The 25,593-nt window shown below is 69.2% G+C and carries 31 protein-coding genes; 19 read left to right on the forward strand and 12 right to left on the reverse strand.

Features of this window, described 5'->3' with window-relative positions; genetic code table 11:
- Positions 1-27: 27 nt before the first annotated feature.
- Positions 28-156, reverse strand: a complete 129-nt coding sequence (locus FK531_RS22895) for a hypothetical protein (protein ID WP_290367625.1) — start codon at positions 154-156, stop codon at positions 28-30.
- A gap of 246 nt (positions 157-402) precedes the next feature.
- On the opposite strand from FK531_RS22895, the gene FK531_RS13070 reads away from it, so the two are divergent.
- From FK531_RS13070 to tuf, 5 genes are all read left to right on the forward strand, one after another.
- Positions 403-894 (forward strand): DoxX family protein, encoded by a 492-nt coding sequence (locus FK531_RS13070; protein ID WP_142099968.1) that lies wholly within the window; start codon positions 403-405, stop codon positions 892-894.
- 216 nt (positions 895-1,110) lie between these two features.
- Positions 1,111-1,485: a 30S ribosomal protein S12 gene (rpsL, locus tag FK531_RS13075; protein WP_027500620.1), complete on the forward strand. Its 375-nt coding sequence runs from the start codon at positions 1,111-1,113 to the stop codon at positions 1,483-1,485.
- Positions 1,485-1,955, forward strand: a complete 471-nt coding sequence (gene rpsG / locus FK531_RS13080) for a 30S ribosomal protein S7 (RefSeq protein ID WP_114718789.1) — start codon at positions 1,485-1,487, stop codon at positions 1,953-1,955. Before rpsL ends, rpsG begins: the two co-directional genes overlap by 1 nt.
- 132 nt (positions 1,956-2,087) lie before the next feature.
- On the forward strand, positions 2,088-4,190 hold the full coding sequence (gene fusA, locus FK531_RS13085) for an elongation factor G (protein WP_142099970.1): 2,103 nt from the start codon (positions 2,088-2,090) through the stop codon (positions 4,188-4,190).
- Positions 4,191-4,299: 109 nt separating this feature from the next.
- Positions 4,300-5,493, forward strand: coding sequence for an elongation factor Tu (gene tuf / locus FK531_RS13090; RefSeq protein WP_142099972.1), 1,194 nt, complete (start codon positions 4,300-4,302; stop codon positions 5,491-5,493).
- Between the two features lie 96 nt (positions 5,494-5,589).
- On the opposite strand, the gene FK531_RS13095 is transcribed toward tuf, so the two are convergent.
- The 5 genes from FK531_RS13095 to FK531_RS13115 are packed head-to-tail and all read right to left on the reverse strand — an operon-like array spanning position 5,590 to position 8,071.
- Positions 5,590-6,153 carry a hypothetical protein gene (locus tag FK531_RS13095; RefSeq protein WP_142099974.1) on the reverse strand — a complete coding sequence of 188 codons (564 nt, stop codon included), beginning with the start codon at positions 6,151-6,153 and terminating at the stop codon, positions 5,590-5,592.
- On the reverse strand, positions 6,150-7,172 hold the full coding sequence (locus FK531_RS13100; protein WP_246098131.1) for a DUF6286 domain-containing Asp23/Gls24 family envelope stress response protein: 1,023 nt from the start codon (positions 7,170-7,172) through the stop codon (positions 6,150-6,152). Before FK531_RS13100 ends, FK531_RS13095 begins: the two co-directional genes overlap by 4 nt.
- Positions 7,165-7,344 carry a DUF2273 domain-containing protein gene (locus tag FK531_RS13105; protein ID WP_142099976.1) on the reverse strand — a complete coding sequence of 60 codons (180 nt, stop codon included), beginning with the start codon at positions 7,342-7,344 and terminating at the stop codon, positions 7,165-7,167. Before FK531_RS13105 ends, FK531_RS13100 begins: the two co-directional genes overlap by 8 nt.
- Complete coding sequence (locus FK531_RS13110; RefSeq protein ID WP_142099978.1) at positions 7,341-7,643, reverse strand: Asp23/Gls24 family envelope stress response protein; 303 nt, start codon at positions 7,641-7,643, stop codon at positions 7,341-7,343. The genes FK531_RS13105 and FK531_RS13110 overlap by 4 nt, the downstream gene beginning before the upstream one ends.
- Entirely contained in the window at positions 7,640-8,071 is a 432-nt protein-coding gene (locus FK531_RS13115) for an Asp23/Gls24 family envelope stress response protein (protein WP_142100265.1), read from the reverse strand. Before FK531_RS13115 ends, FK531_RS13110 begins: the two co-directional genes overlap by 4 nt.
- A 172-nt stretch (positions 8,072-8,243) precedes the next feature.
- On the opposite strand from FK531_RS13115, the gene FK531_RS13120 reads away from it, so the two are divergent.
- From FK531_RS13120 to FK531_RS13150, 7 genes are all read left to right on the forward strand, one after another.
- Complete coding sequence (locus tag FK531_RS13120; RefSeq protein ID WP_142099980.1) at positions 8,244-8,798, forward strand: Rv1363c family protein; 555 nt, start codon at positions 8,244-8,246, stop codon at positions 8,796-8,798.
- Positions 8,795-9,283, forward strand: coding sequence for a twin-arginine translocation pathway signal (locus FK531_RS13125; RefSeq protein WP_142099982.1), 489 nt, complete (start codon positions 8,795-8,797; stop codon positions 9,281-9,283). Before FK531_RS13120 ends, FK531_RS13125 begins: the two co-directional genes overlap by 4 nt.
- 96 nt (positions 9,284-9,379) lie before the next feature.
- On the forward strand, positions 9,380-10,582 hold the full coding sequence (locus FK531_RS13130; protein ID WP_142099984.1) for an NAD(P)/FAD-dependent oxidoreductase: 1,203 nt from the start codon (positions 9,380-9,382) through the stop codon (positions 10,580-10,582).
- Between the two features lie 37 nt (positions 10,583-10,619).
- Positions 10,620-11,060: a Zn-ribbon domain-containing OB-fold protein gene (locus tag FK531_RS13135; RefSeq protein ID WP_142099986.1), complete on the forward strand. Its 441-nt coding sequence runs from the start codon at positions 10,620-10,622 to the stop codon at positions 11,058-11,060.
- Positions 11,057-12,154, forward strand: a complete 1,098-nt coding sequence (locus tag FK531_RS13140) for a thiolase C-terminal domain-containing protein (RefSeq protein WP_142099988.1) — start codon at positions 11,057-11,059, stop codon at positions 12,152-12,154. The genes FK531_RS13135 and FK531_RS13140 overlap by 4 nt, the downstream gene beginning before the upstream one ends.
- Before the next feature lie 79 nt (positions 12,155-12,233).
- Entirely contained in the window at positions 12,234-12,704 is a 471-nt protein-coding gene (locus FK531_RS13145) for a MarR family winged helix-turn-helix transcriptional regulator (protein WP_354003511.1), read from the forward strand.
- Positions 12,701-13,519, forward strand: a complete 819-nt coding sequence (locus FK531_RS13150) for a glutamate racemase (RefSeq protein ID WP_142099990.1) — start codon at positions 12,701-12,703, stop codon at positions 13,517-13,519. Before FK531_RS13145 ends, FK531_RS13150 begins: the two co-directional genes overlap by 4 nt.
- On the opposite strand, the gene FK531_RS13155 is transcribed toward FK531_RS13150, so the two are convergent.
- Both FK531_RS13155 and FK531_RS13160 read right to left on the reverse strand, forming a co-directional pair.
- A complete protein-coding gene (locus FK531_RS13155; RefSeq protein ID WP_142099992.1) occupies positions 13,516-14,142 on the reverse strand; it encodes a TetR/AcrR family transcriptional regulator in 627 nt (208 codons plus the stop codon). The genes FK531_RS13150 and FK531_RS13155 overlap by 4 nt on opposite strands.
- Before the next feature lie 71 nt (positions 14,143-14,213).
- Positions 14,214-14,585: an SPW repeat protein gene (locus FK531_RS13160; protein WP_142099994.1), complete on the reverse strand. Its 372-nt coding sequence runs from the start codon at positions 14,583-14,585 to the stop codon at positions 14,214-14,216.
- A 118-nt stretch (positions 14,586-14,703) separates the two neighbouring features.
- Between FK531_RS13160 and FK531_RS13165 the strand changes: the two genes are divergently transcribed.
- The gene (locus FK531_RS13165) at positions 14,704-15,450 is read left to right on the forward strand and encodes a DNA alkylation repair protein (protein ID WP_142099996.1); all 747 of its coding nucleotides are present in this window, start codon (positions 14,704-14,706) and stop codon (positions 15,448-15,450) included.
- Here the strand turns inward: FK531_RS13165 and FK531_RS13170 are convergent.
- From FK531_RS13170 to mftR, 3 genes are all read right to left on the reverse strand, one after another.
- Positions 15,434-16,489, reverse strand: a complete 1,056-nt coding sequence (locus FK531_RS13170; protein WP_142099999.1) for a ferredoxin--NADP reductase — start codon at positions 16,487-16,489, stop codon at positions 15,434-15,436. The two genes, FK531_RS13165 and FK531_RS13170, sit on opposite strands and share 17 nt — an antisense overlap.
- 132 nt (positions 16,490-16,621) lie before the next feature.
- The gene (gene mftR2 / locus FK531_RS13175) at positions 16,622-17,308 is read right to left on the reverse strand and encodes a mycofactocin system transcriptional regulator MftR2 (protein ID WP_142100001.1); all 687 of its coding nucleotides are present in this window, start codon (positions 17,306-17,308) and stop codon (positions 16,622-16,624) included.
- 122 nt (positions 17,309-17,430) lie between these two features.
- Entirely contained in the window at positions 17,431-18,090 is a 660-nt protein-coding gene (gene mftR, locus FK531_RS13180) for a mycofactocin system transcriptional regulator MftR (protein WP_142100003.1), read from the reverse strand.
- Between the two features lie 109 nt (positions 18,091-18,199).
- Between mftR and mftA the strand changes: the two genes are divergently transcribed.
- The 6 genes from mftA to FK531_RS13210 are packed head-to-tail and all read left to right on the forward strand — an operon-like array spanning position 18,200 to position 24,996.
- A complete protein-coding gene (gene mftA, locus FK531_RS13185; RefSeq protein WP_142100268.1) occupies positions 18,200-18,298 on the forward strand; it encodes a mycofactocin precursor MftA in 99 nt (32 codons plus the stop codon).
- Positions 18,283-18,582 (forward strand): mycofactocin biosynthesis chaperone MftB, encoded by a 300-nt coding sequence (gene mftB, locus FK531_RS13190; RefSeq protein WP_142100005.1) that lies wholly within the window; start codon positions 18,283-18,285, stop codon positions 18,580-18,582. The genes mftA and mftB overlap by 16 nt, the downstream gene beginning before the upstream one ends.
- Positions 18,583-18,639: 57 nt before the next feature.
- On the forward strand, positions 18,640-19,884 hold the full coding sequence (gene mftC / locus FK531_RS13195) for a mycofactocin radical SAM maturase (protein WP_142100007.1): 1,245 nt from the start codon (positions 18,640-18,642) through the stop codon (positions 19,882-19,884).
- Positions 19,885-19,895: 11 nt separating this feature from the next.
- On the forward strand, positions 19,896-21,074 hold the full coding sequence (gene mftD, locus FK531_RS13200; protein WP_142100009.1) for a pre-mycofactocin synthase MftD: 1,179 nt from the start codon (positions 19,896-19,898) through the stop codon (positions 21,072-21,074).
- A 2-nt stretch (positions 21,075-21,076) separates the two neighbouring features.
- Positions 21,077-23,047 carry a mycofactocin system FadH/OYE family oxidoreductase 1 gene (locus tag FK531_RS13205; RefSeq protein ID WP_142100269.1) on the forward strand — a complete coding sequence of 657 codons (1,971 nt, stop codon included), beginning with the start codon at positions 21,077-21,079 and terminating at the stop codon, positions 23,045-23,047.
- Entirely contained in the window at positions 23,044-24,996 is a 1,953-nt protein-coding gene (locus FK531_RS13210) for a mycofactocin system FadH/OYE family oxidoreductase 2 (protein WP_246098132.1), read from the forward strand. The genes FK531_RS13205 and FK531_RS13210 overlap by 4 nt, the downstream gene beginning before the upstream one ends.
- Positions 24,997-24,998: 2 nt before the next feature.
- On the opposite strand, the gene FK531_RS13215 is transcribed toward FK531_RS13210, so the two are convergent.
- Positions 24,999-25,568 carry a histidine phosphatase family protein gene (locus FK531_RS13215; RefSeq protein ID WP_142100011.1) on the reverse strand — a complete coding sequence of 190 codons (570 nt, stop codon included), beginning with the start codon at positions 25,566-25,568 and terminating at the stop codon, positions 24,999-25,001.
- Positions 25,569-25,593 lie beyond the last annotated feature (25 nt).

Consider the following 25,593-nt stretch of genomic DNA (forward strand, 5'->3'; position numbering starts at 1 on the left):
GCCCTGTCGGGTGTCGGGAGAAGGCGATCAGGCCTTGGGGTTGACCAGGCCGTCGACGGAACCGATGAGGGTGCTCGCTCCGCCGGTGAGGTCGCCGATCGCGGTGGCGAACGTGCTGACGGCGTCGAGGGCGGTGGCGAATTCTGCAGAACCCATGATGTGCTCCTTGCGTGTTGCGGGTGATTCTCGGTCGGGGCGCATCAACTGCACCGCGATCATTCGTAGTGGGCGGGCGACCGCGGGGGCAATGGAATGTGGCGAAGGTAACGAAAACGATTTCCAATAGCGATCGGTCGGCGGCACGACGTGAACGCGCCGGGTGCGCGCCTCGTGACATAGATGTGTCGCGCCGAGCGCGCCGCGCCGATTGCCAGCTCCGACCACATTCTGTGAGGTGTCACCATGGACCGGACTCGTTCGAGCGCTCCAGGCCTGGACGTGCGAGGGGCGAGCACGCTCGAGGCGACCGCGCTCGGCCTGTTCCGGATCGTCGTCGGGTTCCTGTTCTTCGTGCACGGCACCACCGACCTGTTCGGCTTCCCGGCGATGCCGTGGAGTGGGCACCTGGCGGCCTTCGCGAGCTGGCCGTACTGGTGGGCCGGGCTGATCGAACTGGTCGGCGGCTTCCTCGTGATGATCGGGCTGGGAACCCGGGGCGCGGCCCTGATCTGTTCCGGCGCAATGGCGTACGCCTACTTCACGGTTCATCAGCCCCACGGCGCGCTGCCGATTCTCAACGGCGGGGAGCCGGCCGCGCTCTACAGTTGGGCGTTCCTGCTCATCGCTGCGGTCGGTCCCGGTGCGTTCGCGGTGGGCTCGGTAATGCACAGTCGCGGTCGCGGAGATCGGGCCTCGCGGCGGCGTCGGCTCACTACCACCGTCAGTCCACTTTGACCTCAGGCCGCGCCGACGGGTAATGTGGATCGCTGTGCCCGGAGCATGCGGGCAAGTTTGAGTATCCGGTAGGCCAGCGAAAGCGGCTGACGCGAGTCGGCGTGCCCTGAAAAGGGTGGACTTCGGGTGCTCGACACGCCCGACCTCGGGTACTTAGAGGCGGGACGCAGAGCTCGACTAAAAGACGTTTTGTAACAACACGAGGAAAGCCGGTCTATGCCAACCATCAACCAGCTGGTCCGCAAGGGTCGCCGCGACAAGGTCGCGAAGCTCAAGACCGCGGCCCTGAAGGGCAGCCCCCAGCGCCGCGGTGTGTGCACCCGCGTGTACACCACCACCCCCAAGAAGCCGAACTCCGCGCTCCGTAAGGTCGCGCGTGTTCGCCTGACCAGCTCGGTCGAGGTCACGGCCTACATCCCCGGCGAGGGTCACAACCTGCAGGAGCACTCGATGGTGCTCGTCCGCGGCGGTCGTGTGAAGGACCTCCCCGGTGTTCGCTACAAGATCATCCGTGGCTCGCTGGACACCCAGGGTGTCAAGGGCCGCAAGCAGGCCCGCAGCCGTTACGGTGCCAAGAAGGAGAAGAGCTAATGCCTCGTAAGGGCCCCGCTCCCAAGCGTCCGCTGATCGCCGACCCCGTCTACGGGTCGCCGCTGGTCACGCAGCTCGTCAACAAGATCCTGCTGGACGGCAAGAAGTCCACCGCCGAGCGCATCGTCTACGAAGCCCTCGAGCAGGCGCGCGAGAAGACCGGCACCGACCCGGTCGTCACCCTCAAGCGCGCGCTGGACAACGTCAAGCCCGCCCTCGAGGTGCGCAGCCGCCGCGTCGGTGGCGCCACCTACCAGGTGCCGGTCGAGGTTCGCCCCGGCCGTTCCACCACCCTCGCCCTGCGTTGGCTGGTGACCTTCTCGCGTGCACGTCGTGAGAAGACCATGGTCGAGCGCCTCGCCAACGAGCTCATGGACGCCAGCAATGGCCTCGGTGCAGCCGTGAAGCGTCGCGAGGACACCCACAAGATGGCCGAGGCCAACAAGGCGTTCGCGCACTACCGCTGGTGATCTGACGCCGGGCGGCACCTCGCGTGCCGCCCGCGCGTTGTCACTGATGTGTCGGTTCCTCCCGGGCCGGCTGACAATACAAAAAGACGTGGTCCGCGAGGACCGACACGAGATACGAGCGGGGACAGTCCTGTGGCACAGGAAGTGCTGACCGACCTGAACAAGGTCCGCAACATCGGCATCATGGCGCACATCGATGCCGGCAAGACCACCACCACCGAGCGCATCCTGTTCTACACCGGTGTCAACTACAAGATCGGTGAGACGCACGACGGTGCGTCGACGACGGACTGGATGGAGCAGGAGAAGGAACGCGGCATCACGATCACGTCTGCCGCCGTGACCTGCTTCTGGAACAACAACCAGATCAACATCATCGACACCCCCGGCCACGTCGACTTCACGGTCGAGGTCGAGCGGTCGCTGCGCGTGCTCGACGGCGCCGTTGCCGTGTTCGACGGCAAGGAGGGCGTCGAGCCCCAGTCCGAGCAGGTCTGGCGTCAGGCCGCCAAGTACGACGTGCCGCGCATCTGTTTCGTCAACAAGATGGACAAGATGGGCGCGGACTTCTACTTCACCGTGCAGACCATCATCGACCGCCTCGGCGCGAAGCCGCTCGTCCTGCAGCTGCCGATCGGCGCCGAGGACGACTTCGACGGCGTCGTCGACCTCGTCGAGATGCGTGCCATCACCTGGCGCGGCGTGGTGCCGACCGGCGCCGAGCCGACCATCGAGGAGATCCCCGCGGATCTCGTCGAGAAGGCCAACGAGTACCGCACCAAGCTGCTCGAGACGGTCGCCGAGACCGACGACGCGCTGATGGAGAAGTACTTCGGCGGTGAGGAGCTCACGGTCGAGGAGATCAAGGGCGCCATCCGCAAGCTGACGGTCAACTCCGAGCTGTACCCGGTGCTCTGTGGCTCCGCGTTCAAGAACAAGGGCGTGCAGCCCATGCTCGACGCGGTCATCGACTACCTGCCGACCCCGCTGGACATCGGCGAGGTGGAGGGTCACGTCCTCAACAAGGAGGACGAGATCATCACGCGTAAGCCGAGCAAGGACGAGCCGTTCTCGGCGCTGGCCTTCAAGATTGCTGCGCACCCGTTCTTCGGCAAGCTGACCTTCGTCCGCGTGTACTCCGGCCGCCTCGATCCCGGTCAGCAGGTGCTCAACGCGACCAAGGGCAAGAAGGAGCGCATCGGAAAGCTCTTCCAGATGCACGCCAACAAGGAGAACCCGGTCGACGAGGCCGTGGCCGGCCACATCTACGCGATGATCGGCCTCAAGGACACCACCACCGGTGACACCCTCTGCGACCAGGCCGACCCGATCGTGCTCGAGTCCATGAGCTTCCCGGACCCGGTCATCCAGGTCTCGATCGAGCCCAAGACCAAGTCCGACCAGGAGAAGCTGGGCACCGCGATCCAGAAGCTGGCCGAAGAGGACCCGACCTTCTCCGTCGAGCTCGACGAGGAGACCGGCCAGACCGTCATCGGCGGCATGGGCGAGCTCCACCTCGACATCCTCGTCGACCGCATGCGTCGCGAGTTCAAGGTCGAGGCCAACGTCGGCAAGCCGCAGGTTGCGTACCGCGAGACCATCACCAAGACGGTCGAGAAGCACGAGTTCACCCACAAGAAGCAGACCGGTGGTTCGGGTCAGTTCGCGAAGGTGATCATCGCGCTGGAGCCGTACATCGGCGAGGAAGGCGAGTCGTACACCTTCGAGAACAAGGTGTCCGGTGGCCGCGTCCCGCGCGAGTACATCCCCTCCGTCGACCACGGCGCGCAGGATGCCATGCAGTACGGCGTCCTCGCCGGCTACCCGCTGGTGAACCTCAAGCTGACGCTGCTCGACGGCGCGTACCACGACGTCGACTCGTCGGAAATGGCCTTCAAGGTTGCCGGTTCGCAGGCCCTGAAGGAAGCCGCCCGCAAGGCCGGTCCGGTCATCCTCGAGCCGCTCATGGCGGTCGAGGTGACCACGCCCGAGGAGTACATGGGCGACGTGATCGGCGACCTCAACTCCCGCCGTGGCCAGATCCAGGCCATGGAGGAACGCAGTGGTGCCCGTGTCGTGAAGGCGCTGGTTCCGCTCTCGGAGATGTTCGGCTACATCGGTGACCTGCGGTCGAAGACCCAGGGTCGAGCGAACTTCTCCATGGTGTTTGATTCTTACGCAGAGGTTCCCGCGAACGTCTCGAAGGAAATCATCGCCAAGGCGACCGGCGAGTAACACCGGCTGGGAGCAAGACCGCTGGCGAGTTTTCACCAGCTGAGCACGACAGAAGTAACAACCAACCGCACTGCTGCATACCGCAAGCAACACAACAGGAGGCCATCAAGTGGCGAAGGCGAAGTTCGAGCGGACGAAGCCGCACGTGAACATCGGGACCATCGGTCACGTTGACCACGGCAAGACGACGCTGACCGCGGCCATCACCAAGGTCCTGCACGACAAGTTCCCGGACCTGAACGAGGCCTCGGCCTTCGATCAGATCGACAAGGCGCCGGAGGAGAAGGCTCGTGGTATCACGATCAACATCTCCCACGTCGAGTACCAGACGGAGAAGCGCCACTACGCGCACGTCGACGCCCCGGGTCACGCCGACTACATCAAGAACATGATCACCGGTGCTGCGCAGATGGACGGCGCGATCCTGGTCGTGGCGGCCACCGACGGCCCGATGCCGCAGACGCGTGAGCACGTGCTGCTCGCCCGCCAGGTCGGCGTGCCCTACATCCTGGTCGCGCTGAACAAGTCCGACATGGTCGACGACGAGGAAATCCTCGAGCTCGTCGAGATGGAGGTCCGCGAGCTGCTGTCGTCGCAGGAGTTCGACGGCGACAACGCTCCGGTCGTGAAGGTCTCGGCGCTCAAGGCGCTCGAGGGCGACGCCAAGTGGGGCGAGAGCGTTCTCGAGCTCATGCAGGCCGTCGACGACTCGATCCCGGACCCGGTCCGTGAGACCGACAAGCCGTTCCTCATGCCCGTCGAGGACGTCTTCACGATCACCGGTCGTGGCACCGTGGTCACCGGCCGTATCGAGCGTGGCGTGGTCAACGTCAACGAAGAGGTCGAGATCGTCGGCATCAAGGAGACGGTCACCAAGACCACCGTCACCGGCATCGAGATGTTCCGCAAGCTGCTCGACTCCGGCCAGGCGGGCGACAACGTCGGTCTGCTGGTTCGTGGCATCAAGCGCGAGGACGTCGAGCGTGGCCAGGTTGTGGTCAAGCCCGGCACCACCACCCCGCACACCGAGTTCGAGGGCAACGCCTACATCCTGTCCAAGGACGAGGGCGGCCGCCACACGCCGTTCTTCAACAACTACCGCCCGCAGTTCTACTTCCGTACCACGGACGTTACGGGCGTCGTGACCCTGCCCGAGGGCACCGAGATGGTCATGCCCGGTGACAACACCGAGATGTCCGTCAAGCTGATCCAGCCGGTCGCCATGGACGAGGGCCTGCGGTTCGCGATCCGTGAGGGTGGCCGCACCGTCGGCGCCGGTCGCGTCACCAAGATCATCAAGTGATTTCGCTTCACCGTTGATCTAGCTGTACCAAAGCCGAACGGCGCTCACTCCCTCGGGAGTGGGCGCCGTTCGGCGTTTCGTCAGTACCGAGGAAGCTCAGCCGGGTTGTTCGACGGGATCGAGGTGCAACAGCACCTGCGTCGCGACCGCCGCGCCGGGCAGCGCCGCCGCCATGGACTGTGCCATCGCCTCCGCGCTGCGGGTGAAGTCCTCGAGGTCGAGCGACGGGTCGCCGATCACCGTGACCCGCAGGGTGGCGAGGCCGCGGTCGTCGACGGCGGTCGCGCGGACCGTTCGAATCCCGTCGAGCGCGGACAGCTCACCCGCCAGACCGACCGCCATCGGTCCCAGGTCGACGGAGAGATCGGCACCGCAGAGATCACCGCCGATCTGCGCGGTCGAGGTGCGCCCGCGACGCAGGTTCAGCAGCAGCAGGGTGATGCCGGCGACCAGGGTGAGGACGCAGGTCGCACCGAGTGCGGCAGGCCACCAGGACTGGTCCGGGATCGACGCGACCCGGGCGCGGTCGAGCCTGCTGACGAGTTCGCGGGAGGCGTCCAGGCCCAGTCGCCAGCTCACCGCCAGCGCGCCGCCGGCCAGCAGCACGCCGCCCGCCGCGAGTACGACAAGCCGATCGACCACCGCGGTCCGCCGCTTCACGACTTGACCCGCCCGATTCGGACCCGCAGTTCCCGCGGGGTGGCCAGCATGGCGAGCCCGGGTTGGACCGCGTCGCGCACGGTGGCCTCCAGATCGTGCGCGTGCACCTCACCGGTCGGCGCGACGTGCACGGTCGCGCGTCGGCGGTCCACGGTCGTCTGAACGGACCTGATGCCCGCGACCGTCCGAGCTCGCGCGCTGCACATCCGGGCGACATCGGTGGGCCGCACCCACACCACCGAGGCCTTCGGCTTCCCGACCGGAAGGTGCGTGCGGGTGCGGGGAGTGACAGCCAGGTAGACCAGGGCGAGGCCGGTCAGCGTAGCGAGGGTGGCCGTGGGCAGCATCCAGGACTGCCAGTGCAACCCCGCCACCCAGGACACCGAGTTCCGCAGCCAGGCCGCCGGCGCGATGACGTCCTTGGCGATCAGGAACTCCCGCCCGGTGAGCCCGGCGACAATCAGCAGTCCGGCCGCGACGAACACCGTGACCAGCGCCGCGGCGGGCCGGGCGAGGGGGGCGCGTGGGGGTGTGGGGCGGCAGTCGGCGGGAACCTCGGCCACCAACTGCCGGGTGTCGACGTCGGCCGGGGTGCCGGCGTCACCGGGGACCGCCGCGGCAACCACCACGTGCAGGGTGTCCATCGGGAGGCCGGTGAGGGTTTCGATGCGCTCGCCCACCTCCCGCTGCACCTCGCGCGAGAGCACCGCGATCGGGCAGGGCCAGGAGACCGCGATGTACAGCGCGACGGCCACCGACTCCGGGCCCATCGACACCTCGGCCCTCGGCAGGTCCCGTCCCGGCAGCTTGAAAAGTCCGCCGCTCTGCCGGACCACCCCCGGCACGCCCAGCGCCGCGGCGACCGCGATCCGGGCGACTGCCCTGTCCTTGACGACCAGGTGGCCCCGGGCGCCACGCTCGTGGTCGAGAGCGATCTGCTCGTCGCTCGCGGCGGGAACCGGGGTGGTGACTGCAGGAACCGCGGCGCTCACGCCGGCGGCGGCGGGCTGGTCAGCCACGGCCCCGGCCCCGTAGCAGGGCGCCGAGGTCGACGTGCCCGTCACGGTGCGCGCCGATGGCCATGCCGAGCGCACCGAGCAGCACTGCGAACACGAAGCCACCGAAGCCGCCGACAATGCCTGCCAGCGCCAGCAGCAGGCCGGTGATCAGGCCGATCACTGTGTTGTTCATGGCGCAGTCCTCTCCAGCTGAACGTCCTCGACGGTCACGTTCACGGGGACCGTGACCACGGGGGTGACCGCCCGGCGGACCGCCTCCGCAACCTCCACGACATTGCCGGGGTAGGTGACCGCGATGTGCACAGCGCAGGCCTGTTCGGTGAGCGCGACGCCCAGCAGCCGACGGCCCGGCAGGTAGGTGGCGACCTCCCCGAACATCCCGCCATGTAGGTCCGCGACGCCGGGCACCGCCAGCGCCAGCGCGGCGATCCGTTCCGCGGGCTCGACGGGCGGGTCTTGTGTGCCGGTCACTGGACTCGTGGCCTCGCGTCGGGATCACCGGTGGGGGCGGCCTCGTCGAACAGCACGACGTCGTAGACGGTGATGTTGACCTCGGTGACCTCGAGTCCGGTCATCCGTTCCACGGCGGCGATCACGTTCCGGCGGATACCGGCGGCCAGTTCGTGCAGCGCGACGCCGTACTCGGCGACGATGCCGATGTCGATGGCAGCCTGTTTGGCACCGACCTCGACGGCCACCCCCTGGCCGTGGTTGACGCGGGCGCCGGGAATCCGGTCGCGCAGCGCGCCGACCACACGGGCCGTGCCGCCACCGACGTCGAACACACCGCTGATCTCGCGGGTCGCGATGCCGGCGATCTTCGCGACCACCGCGTCCGCGATGATCGTGCGGCCCTGCGAGCTCACCAACTCGGTGGAGGACGCAGCTCCGAACTGCACGGGGCTGTATCGCTCGGGCTGTGCCGGAGACGTCGGCTGCGCTGGGACTTCGGTCCGGTGCGGTTCGGTGGTCACACCGTCAACATTAGTGAGTGCGGACGCCCCGCGACGCCTGTGAGTCGAATCACCTACGGTGGAGCGCACTCGCACACCACAGAGAAGGATTTCCGACATGGGGGACGCACAGGCCACCGACGCGCGCACGGAGGTCGAATCCGCTGCCGCGCCGGCCGACGGTGGTCGTGGGCGGTCGGGAATCCTGCTGCCCGCGGCGCTCGGCGCGGTGGTGCTGCTGCTGGCCGCGGTCTGTGGCGCCCTGCTGTGGCAGCACCACTCGGTGACCGCCGCACAGTCCGAGCGGGAGAGTTTCCTGCGGGCGGCGCGGGACGGCGCCACCAACATGACGACCATTTCGCACCAGCACCCCGAGCAGGACGTGCAACGGGTGCTGGACGGCGCCACGGGCCAGTTCCACGACGACTTCGAGCAGAGTGCCGACTCGTACATCTCGGTCGTCAAGCAGGCACAGGTCAGTGCCGTGGCGGAGCGGGTCGACGCCGGCATCGAGTCGGAGGGTGACGGGACCGCGACCGTCCTCGTGCAGGTGACGTCCAAGGTGACCAACCGGACGGGGCCCGAGGCCCAGCCGCGGATCTCTCGCCTGCGGGTGACCGTCGACGAGGTCGACGGCGGATACAAGGTCTCGAAGATGGAGTTCGTGGCGTGAACGGTCGGACGAAGCTCACGGCGGCGCTGGCGGTCGTTTCGGTGGCGCTGGCGGTGCTTGCCGGTGGGCTGTACCTGACCCGGTACCGGGCGGACGCGCGGGTCGACGACACCGTGCGCGCGGAGGTCCGGCAGGTCGCGGGGGATGGTGCGGCGGCGTTGCTGACCTACACCCCGGAAACGGTCGCCGCCGACATGTACGCCGCGCAGCAGCGGCTGACCGGCAGCTTCCGGGACTACTACGGCCGGCTCACCGACACGGTGATCGTGCCGGCCGCCCGCGACAAGAAGATCGCCGCCCACTCGACAGTCACCGGCACCGGCCTGACCTCGGTCGACGCGGACAGTGCGGTGGTGCTGGTGTTCCTGACGCAGGAGACCACTTCTGCCGCGCAGCCGCAGCGTGCGTCGGCCACGGTGGGGGCACGGGTGGAGCTCCAGAAGGTGGGCGACGACTGGCTGATCTCGAACTTCGACGCGTCTTGACGCGACGGAGGCCTTTCTAGAACACGTGTCAGTTTGGTATGACTTGTGCGCGACGGTTCGCGGTCGCGGACGTATCGGGCAAGAGGGGTTGAGCAGATGAGTGTCGGTCGGATCGTGGTCGTCGGGGCCGGATTGGCTGGTCTACGGACCGCAGAGGAGCTGAGGCGGGCTGGATACCCGGGCGAGTTGGTGCTGCTCGGGGAGGAGTCGCACCCGCCGTACGACCGGCCCCCGCTGTCGAAGGAGGTCGTGCGCGGCGAGGTCGACGACGTCACCCTCAAACCCGCCGAGTTCTTCGCCGAACAGCAGATCGACCTGCGCCTCGGCACGCGGGCGGTCGGGCTCGACACCGCCGCCCGCGAGGTTGCCCTCGCCGACGGCTCCACCCTGAGCTACGACGACCTGGTGATCGCGACTGGGCTGACCCCGCGCCGCATCCCGGGACTGGCCGAGCTCGACGGCGTGCACGTGCTGCGCACCCTCGAGGACTCGCGGGGACTGCGCGCGGAGCTGACAGAGGGCCGGACCGCCCTCGTCGTCGGCGCCGGCTTCATCGGCTGCGAGCTGGCCGCCTCCATGCGCAAGTCGGGCCTCGAGGTGATCCTGGTCGAGCCGCAGCCGACCCCGCTGGCATCGGTGCTCGGTGAGCAGGTCGGCGCGCTGGTCGCGCGACTGCACAAGGACGAGGGCGTCGACCTGCGCACCGGCACCGGACTGTCCGCGCTGGTCGGCGAGCAGCGCGTCACCGGCGCGGTGCTCGGTGACGGCAGCGAGGTTCGCGCGGACCTGGTGGTCGTCGGCATCGGTTCGAATCCGGTCACGGGCTGGCTCGCGGACTCCGGCATCGAACTGGCCGCACCGGCCGACGGCGGCGGGGTGCTCGCCGACGAGGCAGGTCGGACCAGCGACCCGCACGTGTGGGCGGCGGGCGACGTCGCCGCGTGGCGTCACCCCGAGGGTCGTCAGCGGCGCGTCGAGCACTGGAGCAACGCCGGTGAGCAGGCCCAGACCCTGGCCCACGCGCTCGTCGGCGGCGACCGGCCCGTGGTACCCGCCCAGGTCCCGTACTTCTGGAGCGACCAGTACGACGTGAAGATCCAGGCGCTGGGCGAGCCGTCCGCACACGACACCGTGCACATCGTCCGCGACGACGGCCGCAAGTTCGTCGCCTACTACGAGCGCGACGGCCACCTCGTCGCGGTGGTCGGGGGCGGTCTCGCCGGTGCGGTGATGAAGATGCGCGCCAAGATCGCCGGACGGGTCCCGATCGGCGAGGTGCTGGCCGCCGCGGGCGTGTAGTCCCCCGCACCCGAGCGTGAGGCACTAGCGTGGATTCATGGTCCACGGGCAGCGTGCCCTGCCGGAGCTGACCGAGCTCACCGAGGCGCACTGGACGTCCGGAGCGTCCGGCCGGCTGTCCGTCCAGCGTTGTGCCTCGTGCCTGCGCTGGTCGTTCCCGCCGACTCCGTGTTGCCGACACTGCTGGCGTACCGATCTGCGGTTCGAGCCGGTGACGGGCAAGGGCGTGCTGCTGAGCTGGACCCGGGTCGCCGAGGCGGTCCGGCCCGCACCGGCGGCGCCGTACGTGGTCGCGGTCGTCGACCTCGAGGAGGGCGTGCGGCTGCTGCTGAACCTGGTCGGCGCGACCGCGGACGAGTTGCGAGTGGACGCGCCGGTCCGTCTCCGGTTCGTGCAGGTCGACGCCGAGGTCTGGCTGCCGATCGCCGAGATCGAGGAACTCGAGGAGCCCGAGGACGAACTCGAGGCGGTGTCGTGAGCGCGGTCGCGATCACGGGCGTCGGCCGGGCGCCCACAGGCGGCGGCGGTCCGGTGGCGGCCGCGGCGACGGCGGTGCGGGCCGCGCTCTCCGACGCCGGGGTGTCCGGGTCGGCGGTCGACGGATTGTTCGCCTGCGGGGCGTCCGCGGCCACCGTCGCCGACGGGCTCGGTCTCGAATTATGTTGGCGGACCGAGGAATCGGATCGATTCGCGGTGCTGGCCGTGCTTTCGCAGGCGAGTATGGCGGTCGCGTCGGGGCAGGTGCGGCACCTGGTGTGCGTCGAGGCGGCCGAGCCGGCACCCGCCAGGCTGCGGCCACCCGAGCCGTTCGGCCCGGTTTCGCGCGCCGGCGGGTGGCAGGGCTGGCATGCGCCGTACGGAGCGGACTCCCCTCTGGTGGCGGCTGCGCTTGCCGCGCGGGCCTATGTCGAGCGGTTCGGCCTGACCCGAACCGAACTGGCTCAGGTTGTCCTGCTCGCGAGCCGGAACGGAGGGTCCATACCGCCGCTCGGGCTGCGCGAGTACCTCGCCGCCCCGATGCTCGCCGATCCGCTGTGCGTGTACGACCGCGCGGCCGCGGTGGGCGGCGCCGCGGCGGTCGTGCTCAGTGGCGAGGATGCCGCAGTCGATCCGCGGTCGCGGCCGATCCGGGTCGGGGCGGTCGGGTCCGCGTATGCGAGCAGTCCACTGCCCGAGCAACTTTCGGAGGTGGCGGTGAGCGCGGTGCACCGGGCGGGGGCCGCGCTGTGGGCCGGGTGCGACCTGCGCGCCGCTGACGTCGACCTCGCCCTCATCGGTGACGAGTTCAGTTTCCTGGTGCTGCCGTGGTTGGAGTCGCTGGGCTTCTGCGAGGTCGGCGCGGCGGGGGGCTTCGTCGCGGGTGGTGTTCGGATCGCGCGGGACGGCGCGCTGCCGGTCAACCCCGGCGGCGGGCAGCTGGGGCGAGGTCGGCGGGTGGGACTGGAGCTGGTCGTCGAGGCAGTGGAGCAGTTGCGCGGGTCGGCCGGCTCGGCTCAGGTCGGCGATCCGCAGGTCGCCGCGGTGGGGCTGGGCGTCCCGACGGTGGCCGGTTGCGCGCTGTTGTCCCGCTGAGCCCGACCCGCCTTCGAGTGGTCGCTCGACCGACGATAGTCTCGATCATCGAGATAATCGTCGATCGAGAGGGGCGTTCGTGAACTCGGACTCCGCGCTGGCGCTCGTGCACCGGCTGCGACGACTGGCCGCGGACATGGACCAGTTCGGTGCCGCCTTCGCCGAACGCAACGGCCTGCACGCGACCGACCTGCGCGCGCTCATCGTGCTGCTGGACGCCGACCGGGCCGCGATTGCGGCCACGCCGGGCTGGCTCGGCGCGCAGTTGGGTTTGGGATCAGCGGCGACGACTGCCCTGATCGATCGGCTGGAGCGGGCGGGTCACCTGATCCGGGCTGCCGACTCGGCCGACCGGCGCCGGGTGCTGTTGCGGGTGCAGGAGCAGGCCCGCTACCTGGGATGGTCGTACTTCGGTCCGCTGGTGGGCCGGCTGGTCACTCCGATCCGCGGCTTCGATGCCGACGAGTTGGAGACCGTGGAGCGGTTCCTGTCCGCGATGACAGAGGCAGTCCGGGACGGGGATGCTGCCCGAGATAAGTTGGTTCGGTGACTGTCGCGCTCATCGACTCCGGCCTCGGGTTGCTGCCCACGTCGGCCTGGCTGCGCCGACTGCGTCCCGATCTGGACCTGTTGTTGTGCCTGGATCCGGAGGGTGCGCCGTGGGGGCCGAAGCCCGCGCAGTGGGTGATCGATCGGGTGCTCGAGGCGGCTGAGCGCGCGGTGGACCTCGGCGCCGAGGTGGTCGTGCTGCCGTGCAATACCGCCAGCGTCACCGCTCTCGATCATGTGCGGGTCCGTCTCGGTGCCGACATCCCGGTGGTCGGGACGGTGCCTGCGATCAAGCCGGCGGCGGCGGTGTCGCGGTCGGTGGCGATCTGGGCGACCGCGGCGACCACCGCGAGCGCGTACCAGGCGAACCTGATCGAGCAGTTCGCGAACGGCACCGAGGTGGTCGGGGTGGCCTGTCACGGCCTCGCCGACGCGATCGACCTGGGTGACGCGGAGTTGGCGTCGCGTGCCATCGCCGACGCGGTCGCGCGGACGCCGGCGGACTGTGATGCGGTGGTGCTGGGGTGCACGCACTATCCGCTCGTCGCCGACGAGATCGCCGCGCGCCTGCCCTCGGGAGTGACCTTGTTCGACAGTGCGGAAGCTGTTGCGGCGCAGACCTTGCGACGCATGGAGGGACTCGGGGCGGGGCGCTTCGGTGGCGGCACGGTCTCGGTGTTGCTCAGTGGGCGCCCCGGACAGTTGCCGGCCAGCGCGAGCGCGTACGAGGACGGCCGTGAGTTGGCTGCGCCAACTGTGCGCGCGGTTCACCCCAACCGGGGTGAACCGCGCGCACAGGCGCCGAAGGCGCGTTAGGCCCCGGCAGCGCTGAGTTGGGTCAGTCCCGCCGCGACGAGTCGGGCGACGCCGCGCAGGTCTTCGGCGCGGTCTCGGGCAAGTTCGTCGAGGTCCCGTAGTCGGTCGGTGCTGGCGGCCGAGAACATCGCCGCGACCCAGGCGGTGGCGCAGGAGTCGAGGACCCGGGCCGGTGCGGTCAGCGGGGAACTCGCGCGCAGGACCTCGACTGTCGCGTTGTGCAGGTACGCCCGCAGTCGTCGGAGGTGCTCGCGCACGGCGGGGTGGGTCTCGGCTTCACGCCAGATGATCACCCGCATGACCGAGGAGTGGTGGTCGCGCAGGTTCAGGGCGGCGTCGAGGTTCACCAGCGCCGACTCCGGCTCGCCGGTGACGACGAGGTCGCCGACGTCGGCGAGCGGTTCGGCGGGCATTCGCTCGGCGATCAGGGTGGTGAGGATCGACTCCTTGGTGGGGAAGTAGTAGAAGACCAGTCCCTTCGGAACCCCGGCCTTCGTTGCGATGGCGGCGGTCGGGGTGGCGTCGAAACCCCGTGCGGCGATGAGTTCTTCGGCGGCGTCGAGGATCAGTTCCCGCGCGTCACCGTCCACGCTGGCTGTCCGGCGCTGGCGCGGACCCGGCATGCGTACTCCTTCGGCCGGGTCGATCGAGGTCGGCCCGGCTCGGTTGTCGTCGTTGGTGGTGGGTGTGCGGATCAGTGGTGAGCTGCCAGCCCGCCGCCGTGCCCGATGTGCATCCGCGACCCCTCGGGGAGCGCGGCCATAGCGGTCAGCAGGGTGAGTGCGCCACCGACCCAGGAGGTCCACGAGGCACCCATCATGCTGGAGTAGCCGGTGACCCACGGCGCGATGAACATCAGAACGCCGAGCACGCCCATCGCCCACACGACCATCTCGGTTGCGGGAGACATCATGTTGGCCAGACCTGCGACGGCAACCAGCACGCCGAGCACGATCATCGACCAACGCGCAGCGCTGTTCGTGCTGACCCAGATCGGCGAAAGCGCCACGACCACACCGATCACGACGGCGGCCCAGTCCTGCCACCGCGCCATTTCTGCCTTCATTTCCTGCCTCCTTGCACAGAGAACTGATACCTCCGGTATAGACCTGATTGACCGCCCGGTCAATGCATCGGTCGATGCGAGGGCAGCGTCGTCGGGCCCACCGTGGCAGGGTCGGGTCATGCAGGTGGCGGGAGAGGTGATCCGGGCGCTGGACGAGGAATCGAACGCGCAGGACAGCGAGCAGTTGCAGCGCTTCTTCAAGACGGGTCCGGGGGAGTACGGCGAGGGTGACGTGTTCATCGGCGTGCGTGTCCCCGCCATCCGGAAGGTTGCAAGAAGGTTCGCTGACCTGGGCCTCGCCGAGGTCGACGTACTGCTCGACAGCGAGGTGCACGAGCATCGGCTGGCCGGACTGGTGATCGCGTGCGGACGCTTCGAGCGTGCGAGTGCGGCGCGCACCCGCGACGACGCCGACCGTGGGCGTATCGCGGACTTCTACCTCGCTGCGGTGCGGCGCGGCCGGGTGAACAACTGGGACCTGGTCGACTCGTCCGCGGAACGGATCCTGGGCGGCTGGCTCTACGACCGGCCACGAGAGCTCGTCTTCGAGCTGGCCGCCGACGAGGACCTGTGGCGCCGGCGGGTGGCACTGCTGACGACTTTCGGGTTCATCCGCCGCGGCGACGCGAGTACGACCCTCGATCTGGCCCCGCGACTGCTCGACGACCGCCGCGACCTCACGCAGAAGGCACTGGGCTGGATGCTGCGTGAAGTCGGCAAGCGGGTCGACCGGGGACTGCTGCTCGGGTTTCTCGACGAGCACGCCGCACGGATGGGCGCGACGGCGCTCGGCTATGCCACCGAGCACCTGGACGCCGGCGTCCGCGCCCGCTACCGGGCGATGCGGGTCAGAACTCGATCTTGAGGTTGTCGGTGAGGGGCCGCGCCTGGCAGCCGAGGATGTAGCCGGCCGCGATGTCCTCGGGGTCGAGGATCTCGCTGTTGCCCATCTCGACCTTGCCTTCGAGCACGGTGCACGCGCAGGACCCGCACTCGCCCTCCTGGCACGAGTACGGCACGTCCAGGCCCTTGGCCAGCATGATGTCGACGAGCGTCTGCTTGCGCGGCCAGCTCATCTCGTGGGTCTCGCCGTCCAGGGTGACCGAGACGGACGCCGCGTCGGCGGCTTCCTCCGCGGTGATCTCCTCGAGCTCGACATCCAGGAACGGGTCGCCGGCGAGTGAGTTGAACACCTCGGCGTGCACCTGGTTGCGCGGGACGCCGGCCTCGGCGAGGGCCTTGTGCACGGTGTCCATGAACGGGCCCGGCCCGCACATGAACGACTCGAAGCCGGTGAACGGTGCGGCCAGGGTCGCGAACTGGTCCGGGGTGGGCAGGCCCTGCAGGCTCTCGAGCCAGTGCAGGACGGTCAGCCGGGTCGGGTACTGGGCGGCGAGGCTGCGCAGCTCGTCGCGGAAGATCACTGAGTTCTCGTCGCGGTTGGCGTAGACGAGCACGACCTTGCCCGAACCCTCGCTCAGCGCGGACTTGAGGATCGACATCACGGGGGTGATGCCGCTGCCCGCGCCCCAGAGCAGGAAGTCGTGGTCGAGCGACTTGGGGGTGAACACGCCCGACGGGGGCAGCACCTCGATGGTGTCACCGACCTTGACGTTGTCGCAGAGCCAGTTCGAGCCGTAGCCGTCGACGGTGCGCTTGACGGTGACCTTGGGCTCGGCGTCGCTGAACGGGGAGCTCGCCAGCGAGTAGCAGCGGGCGACGGAGCCCGTCTGGTCGCTCGGGATGCGCAGGGTCAGGAACTGTCCGGGCTTGTAGTCGAACTTGCTGCGCTGGTCGGCGGGGACGTCGAACACGAGCGATCGCGCGTCCGAGGTTTCCTCGACGACGCCCGACACTGTGAGCACAACCGACCTCGAGCTGTGCGGCACGTCAACAGTGGTCATCGGGATGGATCCTCTCGGTGTTCGTGGCAAATCTGGAACGTGTTCTAGTTTCAAATGTAGCAGGTAACCATGGAAGCAGCTGGATCGTAGAACTCGACCCTCGATTCCCGATAATCGGGACACCCCAGCTCACTACCGCTGGGCGAGCTGCCTGTCGAGCTGAACCCGCAGGCCGGCGAGCAGGGTTTCGACGCCGAAGCGGTAGATGTCGCGGCCGTGCACCTCGTCGAGGTGACTGGTTGCCCGTGCGACGACCTCCGGCAGCCCGGTCTGGTCCGGCAGGGTCGGGTCCTGCGTGGAGATGCCACTGCGGCCGAACAGGTAGGTGTGGATCGTCGCGTAGGCGGCGAGCACATTGCGCTCGGAGAAACCCGCGTCGAACAGGATCTCCATCACCAGCGCGATCAGCCGCCGCTGCTTGCGCAACATCTGCTCGAGCAGGATCTCGCCGAGCCCGGGGTACGCGGCGAGGCACTCGTCGATCTGGTCGATCAGGATGCGCAGCCGCTCCGTCCAGTCCAGGGTGGGATCCGGGGCGGTGACGCCGGCCAGGGCCGCGGTCGCGACCAGGTCGAGGAGTTCGTTCTTGTCGGAGACGTAGTAGTACGGCGCCATGGCGGAGACGCCGAGCTCGCGCGAGAGGCGTCGCATCGACAATTTGTCGAGCCCGTCGTCATGTACTACGCGCAGGGCCGCTTCCACGATCTCCTGCTCGGACAGGTTGCCGTGTGTGGAGCCGGGCGTCCGTGAGTCGCCGGTGGAGTTGCGGCCAGCCGGTCGTCCCAAGATCACGGACTTGTCCGTCATCGTGTCCTTCATGGCCCAAAGTTGGGGCGGCAGGCGCCGTTCCCATCCTCATTTTAGGGCGTATCGGCCGCGAAGGGATCGGGTCGGGAGAATTGCATCCGGTGGGGCGTCCGATGCTCCGGCTGGATGTGGCCCTACCCGCAGGTGGAAAGATCTTGATCGGCAACGGAATTCGGTGGGTGGTCGGACGGCAGCGCCGCGAGTCCGCGCGAGAGGGTGTCGCTGCCCGCCCGCAGTAGCGTCGCCAGTTCCAGAGACTCGTCGTCGAGCCACAGTTCATAGGCCGACAGGGCAACGCCGAGGACGGTCCAACCGACCGTGCGGGGAAGGTGGTCGGACGGACTCAGGCCGAGTCGGGCGGCCACGTACTCGGCGATCACCTCCCGCCAGCCGTTGTACATCACCATCGAATAGGCCTGCAGCGCAGGCGCTTTCAGGATGATCTCCATCCGCTGGCGATGGAGGGCCGCGACGTCGGCGGGGAAGCTGTTGAACTCGAGCAGGGCCTCGGCGAGACCCTCGGCAAGGGGGATGTCGGCGGGCAGTTCGGCGAGTTGCTCGCGCATGTTGGCCAGGTGGAGATCGAAATCGCCCCACGGCACGGCGTTCTTGGACGGGAAGTAGCGGAAGAAGGTGCGCCTGGCGATCCCCGCGGCTTCGGCGATCTGGTCGACGCTGGTCTCCTCGAATCCGTGGTCGCCGAACAGCGCGATGGCGATGTTGCTGATCCGATCGCGGGTCGTGGACGGCCTCCGGCCGATCCGACGGGGTGTGTTGCTCCCGCTTCGCGCCAATTTCTCCTCCGGTCTTTCATTCTGCACTCGATGCCATTATTGTCGTGAAGCGGGTCACAGCGCACATCGCGGCGTGGCCGGCACCAACCCTGACACAGGAGGCAAGTCGATGTCCGACCATCGCGAAACTGTCATTGCCGAGACCGAGCTCGTCCAGGAATCGCTCGTGGAAGAGGTTTCGATCGACGGCATGTGCGGCGTGTACTGATCGTGGATCTCGATACCGGGTGGAAGCTTCACCCGCAGGTGGCGCTTCGCCCCGAACCTTTCGGGGCGTTGCTCTACCACTTCGGCACCAGGAAGCTCTCGTTCCTCAAGAACGTCACGATCGTGGGAATCGTCAAGTCGCTGGGGGAGCACCCCGATGCCCGCACCGCCATCCGTGCGGCAGGCATTCCCGACGCCCAGATCGAGACGTACGCGCGCGCACTGTCCACCCTCGCCGAGTCCACGATGATCGTGCCGTCCGTGGTGGCGACGAGCGCAGCCTGAGGCTGCCCCGCCCGACCGTCAGTTCCCCCTCCTTCTTCCGCTAAGAGGACACAGCCCATGACCTCAGTCCTAGAGCCCCCGACAGTCGCATCCCCGGCCGCTCCGGCCCCGGTCGGTCGACTCGTCGACCAGTTCGAGCTCGGCCTCGACGCGCCGATCTGCCTCACCTGGGAGCTCACCTACGCCTGCAACCTCTCGTGCGTGCACTGCCTGTCCTCGTCCGGTCGACGCGACCCGCGCGAGCTGAGCACCGAGCAGTGCAAGTCGATCATCGACGAGCTGCAGAAGATGCAGGTGTTCTATGTCAACATCGGCGGCGGCGAGCCGACGGTGCGCTCGGACTTCTGGGAGCTCGTGGACTACGCCACCGCGCACCAGGTCGGGGTCAAGTTCTCGACCAACGGCGTGAAGATCGACAAGAAGGTTGCCGCGCGACTGGCTGCGAGCGACTACGTCGACGTGCAGATCTCCATCGACGGCGCGACCGCAGAGGTCAATGACGCGGTCCGCGGGCCCGGTTCCTTCGCGATGGCGGTGCGGGCGCTGGAGAACCTCGCCGAGGCCGGGTTCAAGGACGCGAAGATCTCCGTCGTCGTGACCCGGCAGAACGTCTCCCAGCTCGACGAGTTCAAGGCGCTCGCCGACAAGTACGGTGCGACGCTGCGGATCACCCGGCTGCGCCCGTCCGGCCGCGGCGCGGACGTGTGGGACGAGCTGCATCCCACCCAGGAACAGCAGCGGGAGCTCTACAACTGGCTGGTTGCCAACGGTGACGGCGTGCTCACCGGCGACTCCTTCTTCCACCTGTCCGCGTACGGCGACGCACTGCCCGGGCTGAACCTGTGCGGCGCCGGCCGGGTGGTGTGCCTGATCGATCCGGTCGGCGACGTGTACGCCTGCCCGTTCGCGATCCACGACCAGTTCCTGGCCGGGAACATCGTGTCGGACGGCGGTTTCCAGCACGTGTGGCAGCACTCCGAGTTGTTCGCGGACCTGCGGTCCCCGCAGACCGGCGGCGCGTGCAGCAAGTGCGACCATTACGACTCCTGCCGCGGCGGTTGCATGGCGGCGAAGTTCTTCACCGGACTGCCGATGGACGGCCCGGACCCCGAATGCGTGCAGGGCTACGGGGAATCGGCTCTCGAAGCCGAGCGCAGCGTCCCGAAGTCCAGTCAGGACCACTCGCGGACCGGCAAGCGCGCCGAGCGCCGCATCCCGCAGGCGCCGGTTCCGCTGACCCTGCTGACCACTCGGCCCCCGGCCAAGATCTGTGACGAAAACCCGCTTGCGGGAATGGAATAGAGGATTCACTGATGGCAAAGAATGCGTGGTTCGAGACTGTTGCCGAGGCGCAGCGGCGGGCCGAGAAGCGGCTCCCGAAGCCGGTGTACATGGCGCTCGTGGCGGGCTCGGAGAAGGGCCTGACCACCAGCGACAACATCGATGCGTTCGCCGAACTCGGGTTCGCACCGCACGTCGCAGGGCTCTCGGACAAGCGCGAGCTCTCCACCACCGTGATGGGGCAGCCGCTGTCCTTCCCGGTCATGATCTCCCCGACCGGCGTGCAGGCCGTGCACCCGGACGGTGAGGTCGCCGTCGCTCGTGCCGCCGCGGCGCGCGGTGTCGCTATGGGGCTGAGCTCGTTCGCCAGCAAGCCGATCGAGGAGGTCACGGCGGCAAACCCGCAGACCTTCTTCCAGATGTACTGGGTCGGCACCCGCGACGAGCTGCTGCACCGGATGGAGCGGGCCAAGAAGGCCGGCGCGACCGGTCTGATCATGACGCTCGACTGGTCGTTCTCGATGGGCCGCGACTGGGGCAGCCCGGCGATCCCGGAGAAGATGGACTTCGCCGCGATGCGTGCCAACGCACTGCAGGGTCTGCTGCACCCGAAGTGGCTGTCGCAGTTCGTGAAGGCAGGTGCCATCCCGGACCTGACCACTCCCAACCTCGCCCCCGCCGGCGGCGGCCCGGCGCCGACCTTCTTCGGTGCCTACGGGCAGTGGATGGGCACCCCGCTGCCCACCTGGGAGGACGTCGCCTGGCTGCGTGAGCAGTGGGACGGCCCGTTCATGCTCAAGGGCGTCATGCGGGTCGACGACGCCAAGCGCGCGATCGACGCCGGCTGCACCGCGATCTCGGTGTCCAACCACGGCGGTAACAACCTCGACGGCACCCCGGCCCCGATCCGGGCGCTGCCTGCGATCGCCGAGGCTGTCGGCGACGACATCGAGGTGCTCCTCGACGGCGGCATCCGTCGCGGCTCCGACGTTGTCAAGGCCCTCGCACTCGGCGCCCGTGCCGTGATGATCGGCCGCGGCTACCTGTGGGGCCTGGCCGCCAACGGCCAGGCCGGTGTCGAGAACGTGCTCGACATCCTGCGCGGCGGCGTCGACTCCGCGGTCCTCGGCCTCGGACACTCCAGCATCGCCGACCTGTCCCCGAAGGATCTGGTCATCCCCGACGGCTTCCGCCGCGACCTCGGAGTCTAGATCTGCCCGATCCGCTGACCTCGAAGACCGCCCTGGCCGGGCGAATTGCCCAGTCCAGGGTGGTCTTCGGCGCTCACGAGACGAATCTGTGCGACGGTCGCGCGTTGTCCCGGCGACACGTCGACTACTACGGCCGCAGAGCGAGGGGCGGCTGCGGGATCGTCGTCACCGAGCCCGCCTCGGTGTGTGCGGACGACTGGCCGTACGAACGGGCGCCCCTCGCGTCGGAGTGCGAAACCGGTTGGCGCGACATAGTTGCCGCGTGCCGGCCGCACGGGACGCTCGTGCTCGCCGGGTTGAGCCATCGGGGCCTGCAGGGCTCGAGCGCGTACTCGCAGTCGGTGCTGTGGGGGCCGTCACCGGTCGCGGACGTGGTGACCCGTGAGCTGCCCGCAGAGATGGGCGCTGCCGAGATCGACGCGGTGATCGCGGGTTTCGCCGCCGGCGCCGCGTCGGCTGCGGCCGCCGGCGTGGACGGGGTGGAACTCGATGCCGGTCCGACCGCGCTGCTGCGACAATTCCTGTCCGGGCTGACGAACACTCGCGCGGACGGCTACGGCCTCGACCGGTCGCGGTTGCTGCGGGAGGTGATCGCCGCGGTGCGCGCCGAGATCGGCGCCGACCGGATCCTGTCGCTTCGGCTCAGCTGCGACGAACTGGCCCCGTGGGCCGGGATCACCCCCGAGTCCGCGGCGGAGACCGCGCGCGAGTTGGCGGGCGGTCTCGACCTGTTGGTGGTCGTGCGCGGCGGGCCGATGTCCGCCGGCGCCTACCGTCCGGACGCGCACACCTCGCCGATGTTCAACGTGAAACTCTGCCGTGGCATTCGCGACGCGGTAGCCGGCGCGGTGCCGATCGTGTTGCAGGGCAGTGTGATCGACGCCGACGATGCTCGGGATGCACTCGACGAGGCGGTTGCCGACCTGGTGGAGATGACCCGGGCGCAGATCGCCGATCCGGATCTCGTCGCGTCGGTCCGGGACGGTCGGGCGCCCCGGCCGTGCGTGTTGTGCAACCAGGCGTGCCTCGTCCGCGACCCGAGGAACCCGATCGTGACCTGCATCGGCCACCCCACCCAGGGTGATGGGAACCATCACCCTGTCAGACCGAATGAAGGTTCCCTTCGCCCGGTGGTGGATGTGGCCGCCGTGAGGGGTGCGCCGCGGGAGGCGCTGGTGGTCGGCGGCGGGCCGGCCGGCCTCGAGGCGGCTCGGATTTTGGCGGCGGGCGGCGCCAGGGTGACCCTCGCAGAGCGCGGTGAGCGGTTGGGTGGCACGCTCGCCGGCGCCGCGGTCGGCGCGGGCCGGGAACGGTTGTCCGCGTTGCCAGTCTGGCTCGAGGCACAGTGCCGTCGGCTCGGCGTCCGCGTGGAGACCGGGCGTGAGGTGACCGCCGTGGAGGTCGAGGGCGCCCTCGCCGCCGGTACCGCGGTCGTCCTCGCCACGGGCGGGGTCGCGGCACCGACGCTGCCGCCGGGCCGCTCCGGCGTCACTGTCCTCACCGCGGCCGCCGTGCTGGCGGGCCGGCCGGTGCCCGCCGGTCCGGTGGTGGTGGACGACCGGGTCGGCGGACCGATCGCGGTCGGTGTCGCGGAATGGCTGGCCGCCGCCGGAGGTGAGGTCACTCTCGTGACTGCCGACCCGGTGGCGGGCTCCCTGCTCGGGCGCACCGGTGACCTGGCGGACGCGAACGCCAGGCTCGCGCGCGCGGGTGTCGCGCGGCGCCTGCTCACCCGGGTCACCGGAATCGTCACCGGCGGTGTCGGAGTCGAGCACGTGCACACCGGTGAGCGTGCGACGGTACCGGCCGCGGTCCTGGTCGACTGCTCGCACCGACTGCCGGAGACCTCGTTCGCCGGCGTGTCACGGGAAGCCGTCCGAGTCGGCGACTGCGTGGCGCCCCGGACGGTCCTCGAGGCCGTCCGAGAGGGCCGCGAGGCGGCGCGGCGGCTGCTGCGGCGGGATCTCCCGTGACCGGCTACCGACATCTGCTGACCCCACTGCGCATCGGCCCGCGGACGGTCCGGAACCGGGTCGTGTTCACCGCGCACCTGACGAACGCCGCCGTCGACGGCCTGCCGTCAGATCAGCACGTGGCCTACTACGAGGCCCGCGCCGAGGGGGGTGCCGGCCTGATCATCACCGAAGAGCACTGCGTTCATCCGACGGACTGGCCGTACGAGAAGGTGATTCGTGGCTACCGGCCCGAGGTGGTCGAGGGCTACCGCCGGATCACCACCGCGGTGCATGCGCACGGAGCGGTGATCCTGGCCCAGCTCAACCACAACGGCGGTCAGGGCTCGGGGATGTACTCCGAGTTGCCGCTGCTGGCACCGAGTCCCGTGCCGGATCCGTTGTTCCGGGAGGTGCCGCGCGCCGTCGACCGGGCCGACATCGCCGAGTTGGTCGCGGGCTACGCGACGGTCGCCCGGCACTGTCGGCTCGGCGGGTTCGACGGCGTCGAACTGCAGTGCTCCCAGTCCTCGATCATCCGGGCCTTCCTCTCGCCGGAGACGAACCTGCGAACCGACTGCTACGGCGGAAGTCTCGGCAACCGCGCTCGATTCCTGCTCGAGGTGGTCGACGCGGTCCGTGCCGAACTCGGACCCGACCTGGTGCTGGGTGTTCGCCTGACGGGGGAGGAGTCGATCGAGGGGGGGATCCACCTGGACGAGGCGGTCGAGGTCGCCGCGATGGTCGAGGCGACCGGCCGGGTCGACTACGTCAACACCTCGATCGGCATGGCCACCGCGACCCTGCACCTGATCGAGGCGTCGATGGCGGTGCCGCCGGGGTACTCGCTGTTCATCCCGAGCGCCATCCGGCAACGGATCTCGCTGCCGGTGGTGGGAGTCGGCCGGTTCACCGACCCCGAGCAGGCGGACCGCGCGCTCGCCGAGGGGCACTGCGACCTGGTCGGGGTGGTGCGTGGGCAGATTGCGGACCCGGACTTCGCGGCCAAGGCGGCGGCCGGGCAGCCTCAGGACATCCGGACCTGCCTGTCCTGCAATCAGGAATGCATCGGGCGGGTCGGCATGAACCGCTGGCTCGGGTGCGTCGAGAACCCCGAGGCGGGAAGGGAATCGGTGCCCCTGCCGGCGCCGCGGAGGCGAGGGCGGCGAGTGGTCGTCGTCGGTGGTGGCCCGGCGGGACTGCAGGCCGCTGCCACCGCGGCGCGGCGTGGTCACGAGGTGACGCTGTACGAGCGGGCGGAGAACACCGGCGGACAGGTGATCGTCGCGGCCTCAGCGGCCGGACGGGCCGAGTTCGGTGTGCTGGTACGCAATCTCGAGCACGAGTGCACGCGGCTCGGCGTCCGGTTGCGCACCGGCGTCACCGTCGACGCGGCCTTCGTGCGGGCGCTCGAGCCGGAGGTGGTGATCGTGGCGACCGGTGCGCGGCCGCATCGCCCCGACTGGGGCGCGGACTGTGAGCGGGTGGTCGACGTCCGGGACGTGCTCGAAGGGCGCACGGCGCCGTCGGGCCGGGTGCTGGTGTTCGACGAACTCGGATTCCACCAGGGCACCTCGGTCGCGGAGACCCTCGCCGACCGGGGCTGCGCGGTGACCGTCGCGACCAACGCCATGATCGTCGGACAGGACCTGGGGCTGACCCTCGACATGGAGGGGTGGCAGCGACGCGCGCACGACAAGTCCATCGCGCAGCGCACCGACCTGGTGCCGGTGTCCGCGACCACCACGGATACCGGGGTGCGAGTGGCCCTCCTGCATCACCCCACCGGCGTGGTCAGCGAGGAGGAGTTCGACGCGGTGGTGTGCGCGGTGCACCAGCGACCGGTCGACGGGCTGTGGAAAGAACTGTCCGGCAGTGCCTTCGAGGTGCACCGGATCGGGGATGCGCTGTCTCCGCGGCGCGCGGACGCGGCCGTCGCCGAGGGGTACCGCGTCGCGCTAGCGCTGTGAAGTCAGATCCCGGTCGGCAAGTCTCCGGGCAGCAGGTTCTGCGGAGTCTGGCGCAGGGTCCACGCGTTCGAGTCGGACCGAGTGAGCACCCAGACCACGTCGTAGCGGTCCTCCGGCCAGGTGCCGGGCACGTCGGTGTCCGGGGCGCCGAGGGTGCCGACGATCTCCGGCAAGTATTCGCGCTGCCAGGCGACCAGCACCGGGCCGGGCGTGCGTCGCAGGGTCTTGGCGAGCGCCTTGACGTCGGACCTGCCGAAGTCGGTGTCGACGGTGACGCCGAGTGCGTGGGCGAGTGGGGTGACGGTCTGCACCGAACGCTTGCTGCCGTTCTTCTTGCTGGGGGTGGAGGCGAACAGCGCGACCGGACGCACCAGACCGGCAGTGGGATTGCCGGACTCGGGTGCGAACAGGCCGACCAGTGCGCGGGCCCGCTGCCAGCCGATCGTGGTGAGCGACTCGTCGCAGCGGGAGCCGTCCTCGTCCATGCCGAACGGAGGGCCGTCGCCCTCGGGCCGTTCGGCATGGCGGATGAACATGATCGTCGTCGTGTCGGGGTCCCGGTCCTCGGCCATGCCCGCATTCTTCCCGATCGAGCCC

This window comes from Rhodococcus spelaei, from assembly GCF_006704125.1.
Classification (GTDB): Bacteria; Actinomycetota; Actinomycetes; order Mycobacteriales; family Mycobacteriaceae; genus Rhodococcus_G; species Rhodococcus_G spelaei.

Bases quoted from the DNA above. Each gene is read 5' to 3' on its own strand.
- FK531_RS22895 (WP_290367625.1), bottom strand. From the start codon at position 156: ATGGGTTCTGCAGAATTCGCCACCGCCCTCGACGCCGTCAGCACGTTC.
- FK531_RS13070 (WP_142099968.1), top strand. From the start codon at position 403: ATGGACCGGACTCGTTCGAGCGCTCCAGGCCTGGACGTGCGAGGGGCG.
- rpsL (WP_027500620.1), top strand. From the start codon at position 1,111: ATGCCAACCATCAACCAGCTGGTCCGCAAGGGTCGCCGCGACAAGGTC.
- rpsG (WP_114718789.1), top strand. From the start codon at position 1,485: ATGCCTCGTAAGGGCCCCGCTCCCAAGCGTCCGCTGATCGCCGACCCC.
- FK531_RS13105 (WP_142099976.1), bottom strand. From the start codon at position 7,344: ATGAACAACACAGTGATCGGCCTGATCACCGGCCTGCTGCTGGCGCTG.
- FK531_RS13120 (WP_142099980.1), top strand. From the start codon at position 8,244: ATGGGGGACGCACAGGCCACCGACGCGCGCACGGAGGTCGAATCCGCT.
- FK531_RS13130 (WP_142099984.1), top strand. From the start codon at position 9,380: ATGAGTGTCGGTCGGATCGTGGTCGTCGGGGCCGGATTGGCTGGTCTA.
- FK531_RS13135 (WP_142099986.1), top strand. From the start codon at position 10,620: ATGGTCCACGGGCAGCGTGCCCTGCCGGAGCTGACCGAGCTCACCGAG.
- FK531_RS13155 (WP_142099992.1), bottom strand. From the start codon at position 14,142: ATGCCGGGTCCGCGCCAGCGCCGGACAGCCAGCGTGGACGGTGACGCG.
- FK531_RS13160 (WP_142099994.1), bottom strand. From the start codon at position 14,585: ATGAAGGCAGAAATGGCGCGGTGGCAGGACTGGGCCGCCGTCGTGATC.
- FK531_RS13165 (WP_142099996.1), top strand. From the start codon at position 14,704: ATGCAGGTGGCGGGAGAGGTGATCCGGGCGCTGGACGAGGAATCGAAC.
- FK531_RS13170 (WP_142099999.1), bottom strand. From the start codon at position 16,489: ATGACCACTGTTGACGTGCCGCACAGCTCGAGGTCGGTTGTGCTCACA.
- mftR2 (WP_142100001.1), bottom strand. From the start codon at position 17,308: ATGAAGGACACGATGACGGACAAGTCCGTGATCTTGGGACGACCGGCT.
- mftA (WP_142100268.1), top strand. From the start codon at position 18,200: ATGTCCGACCATCGCGAAACTGTCATTGCCGAGACCGAGCTCGTCCAG.
- mftC (WP_142100007.1), top strand. From the start codon at position 18,640: ATGACCTCAGTCCTAGAGCCCCCGACAGTCGCATCCCCGGCCGCTCCG.
- mftD (WP_142100009.1), top strand. From the start codon at position 19,896: ATGGCAAAGAATGCGTGGTTCGAGACTGTTGCCGAGGCGCAGCGGCGG.
- FK531_RS13215 (WP_142100011.1), bottom strand. From the start codon at position 25,568: ATGGCCGAGGACCGGGACCCCGACACGACGACGATCATGTTCATCCGC.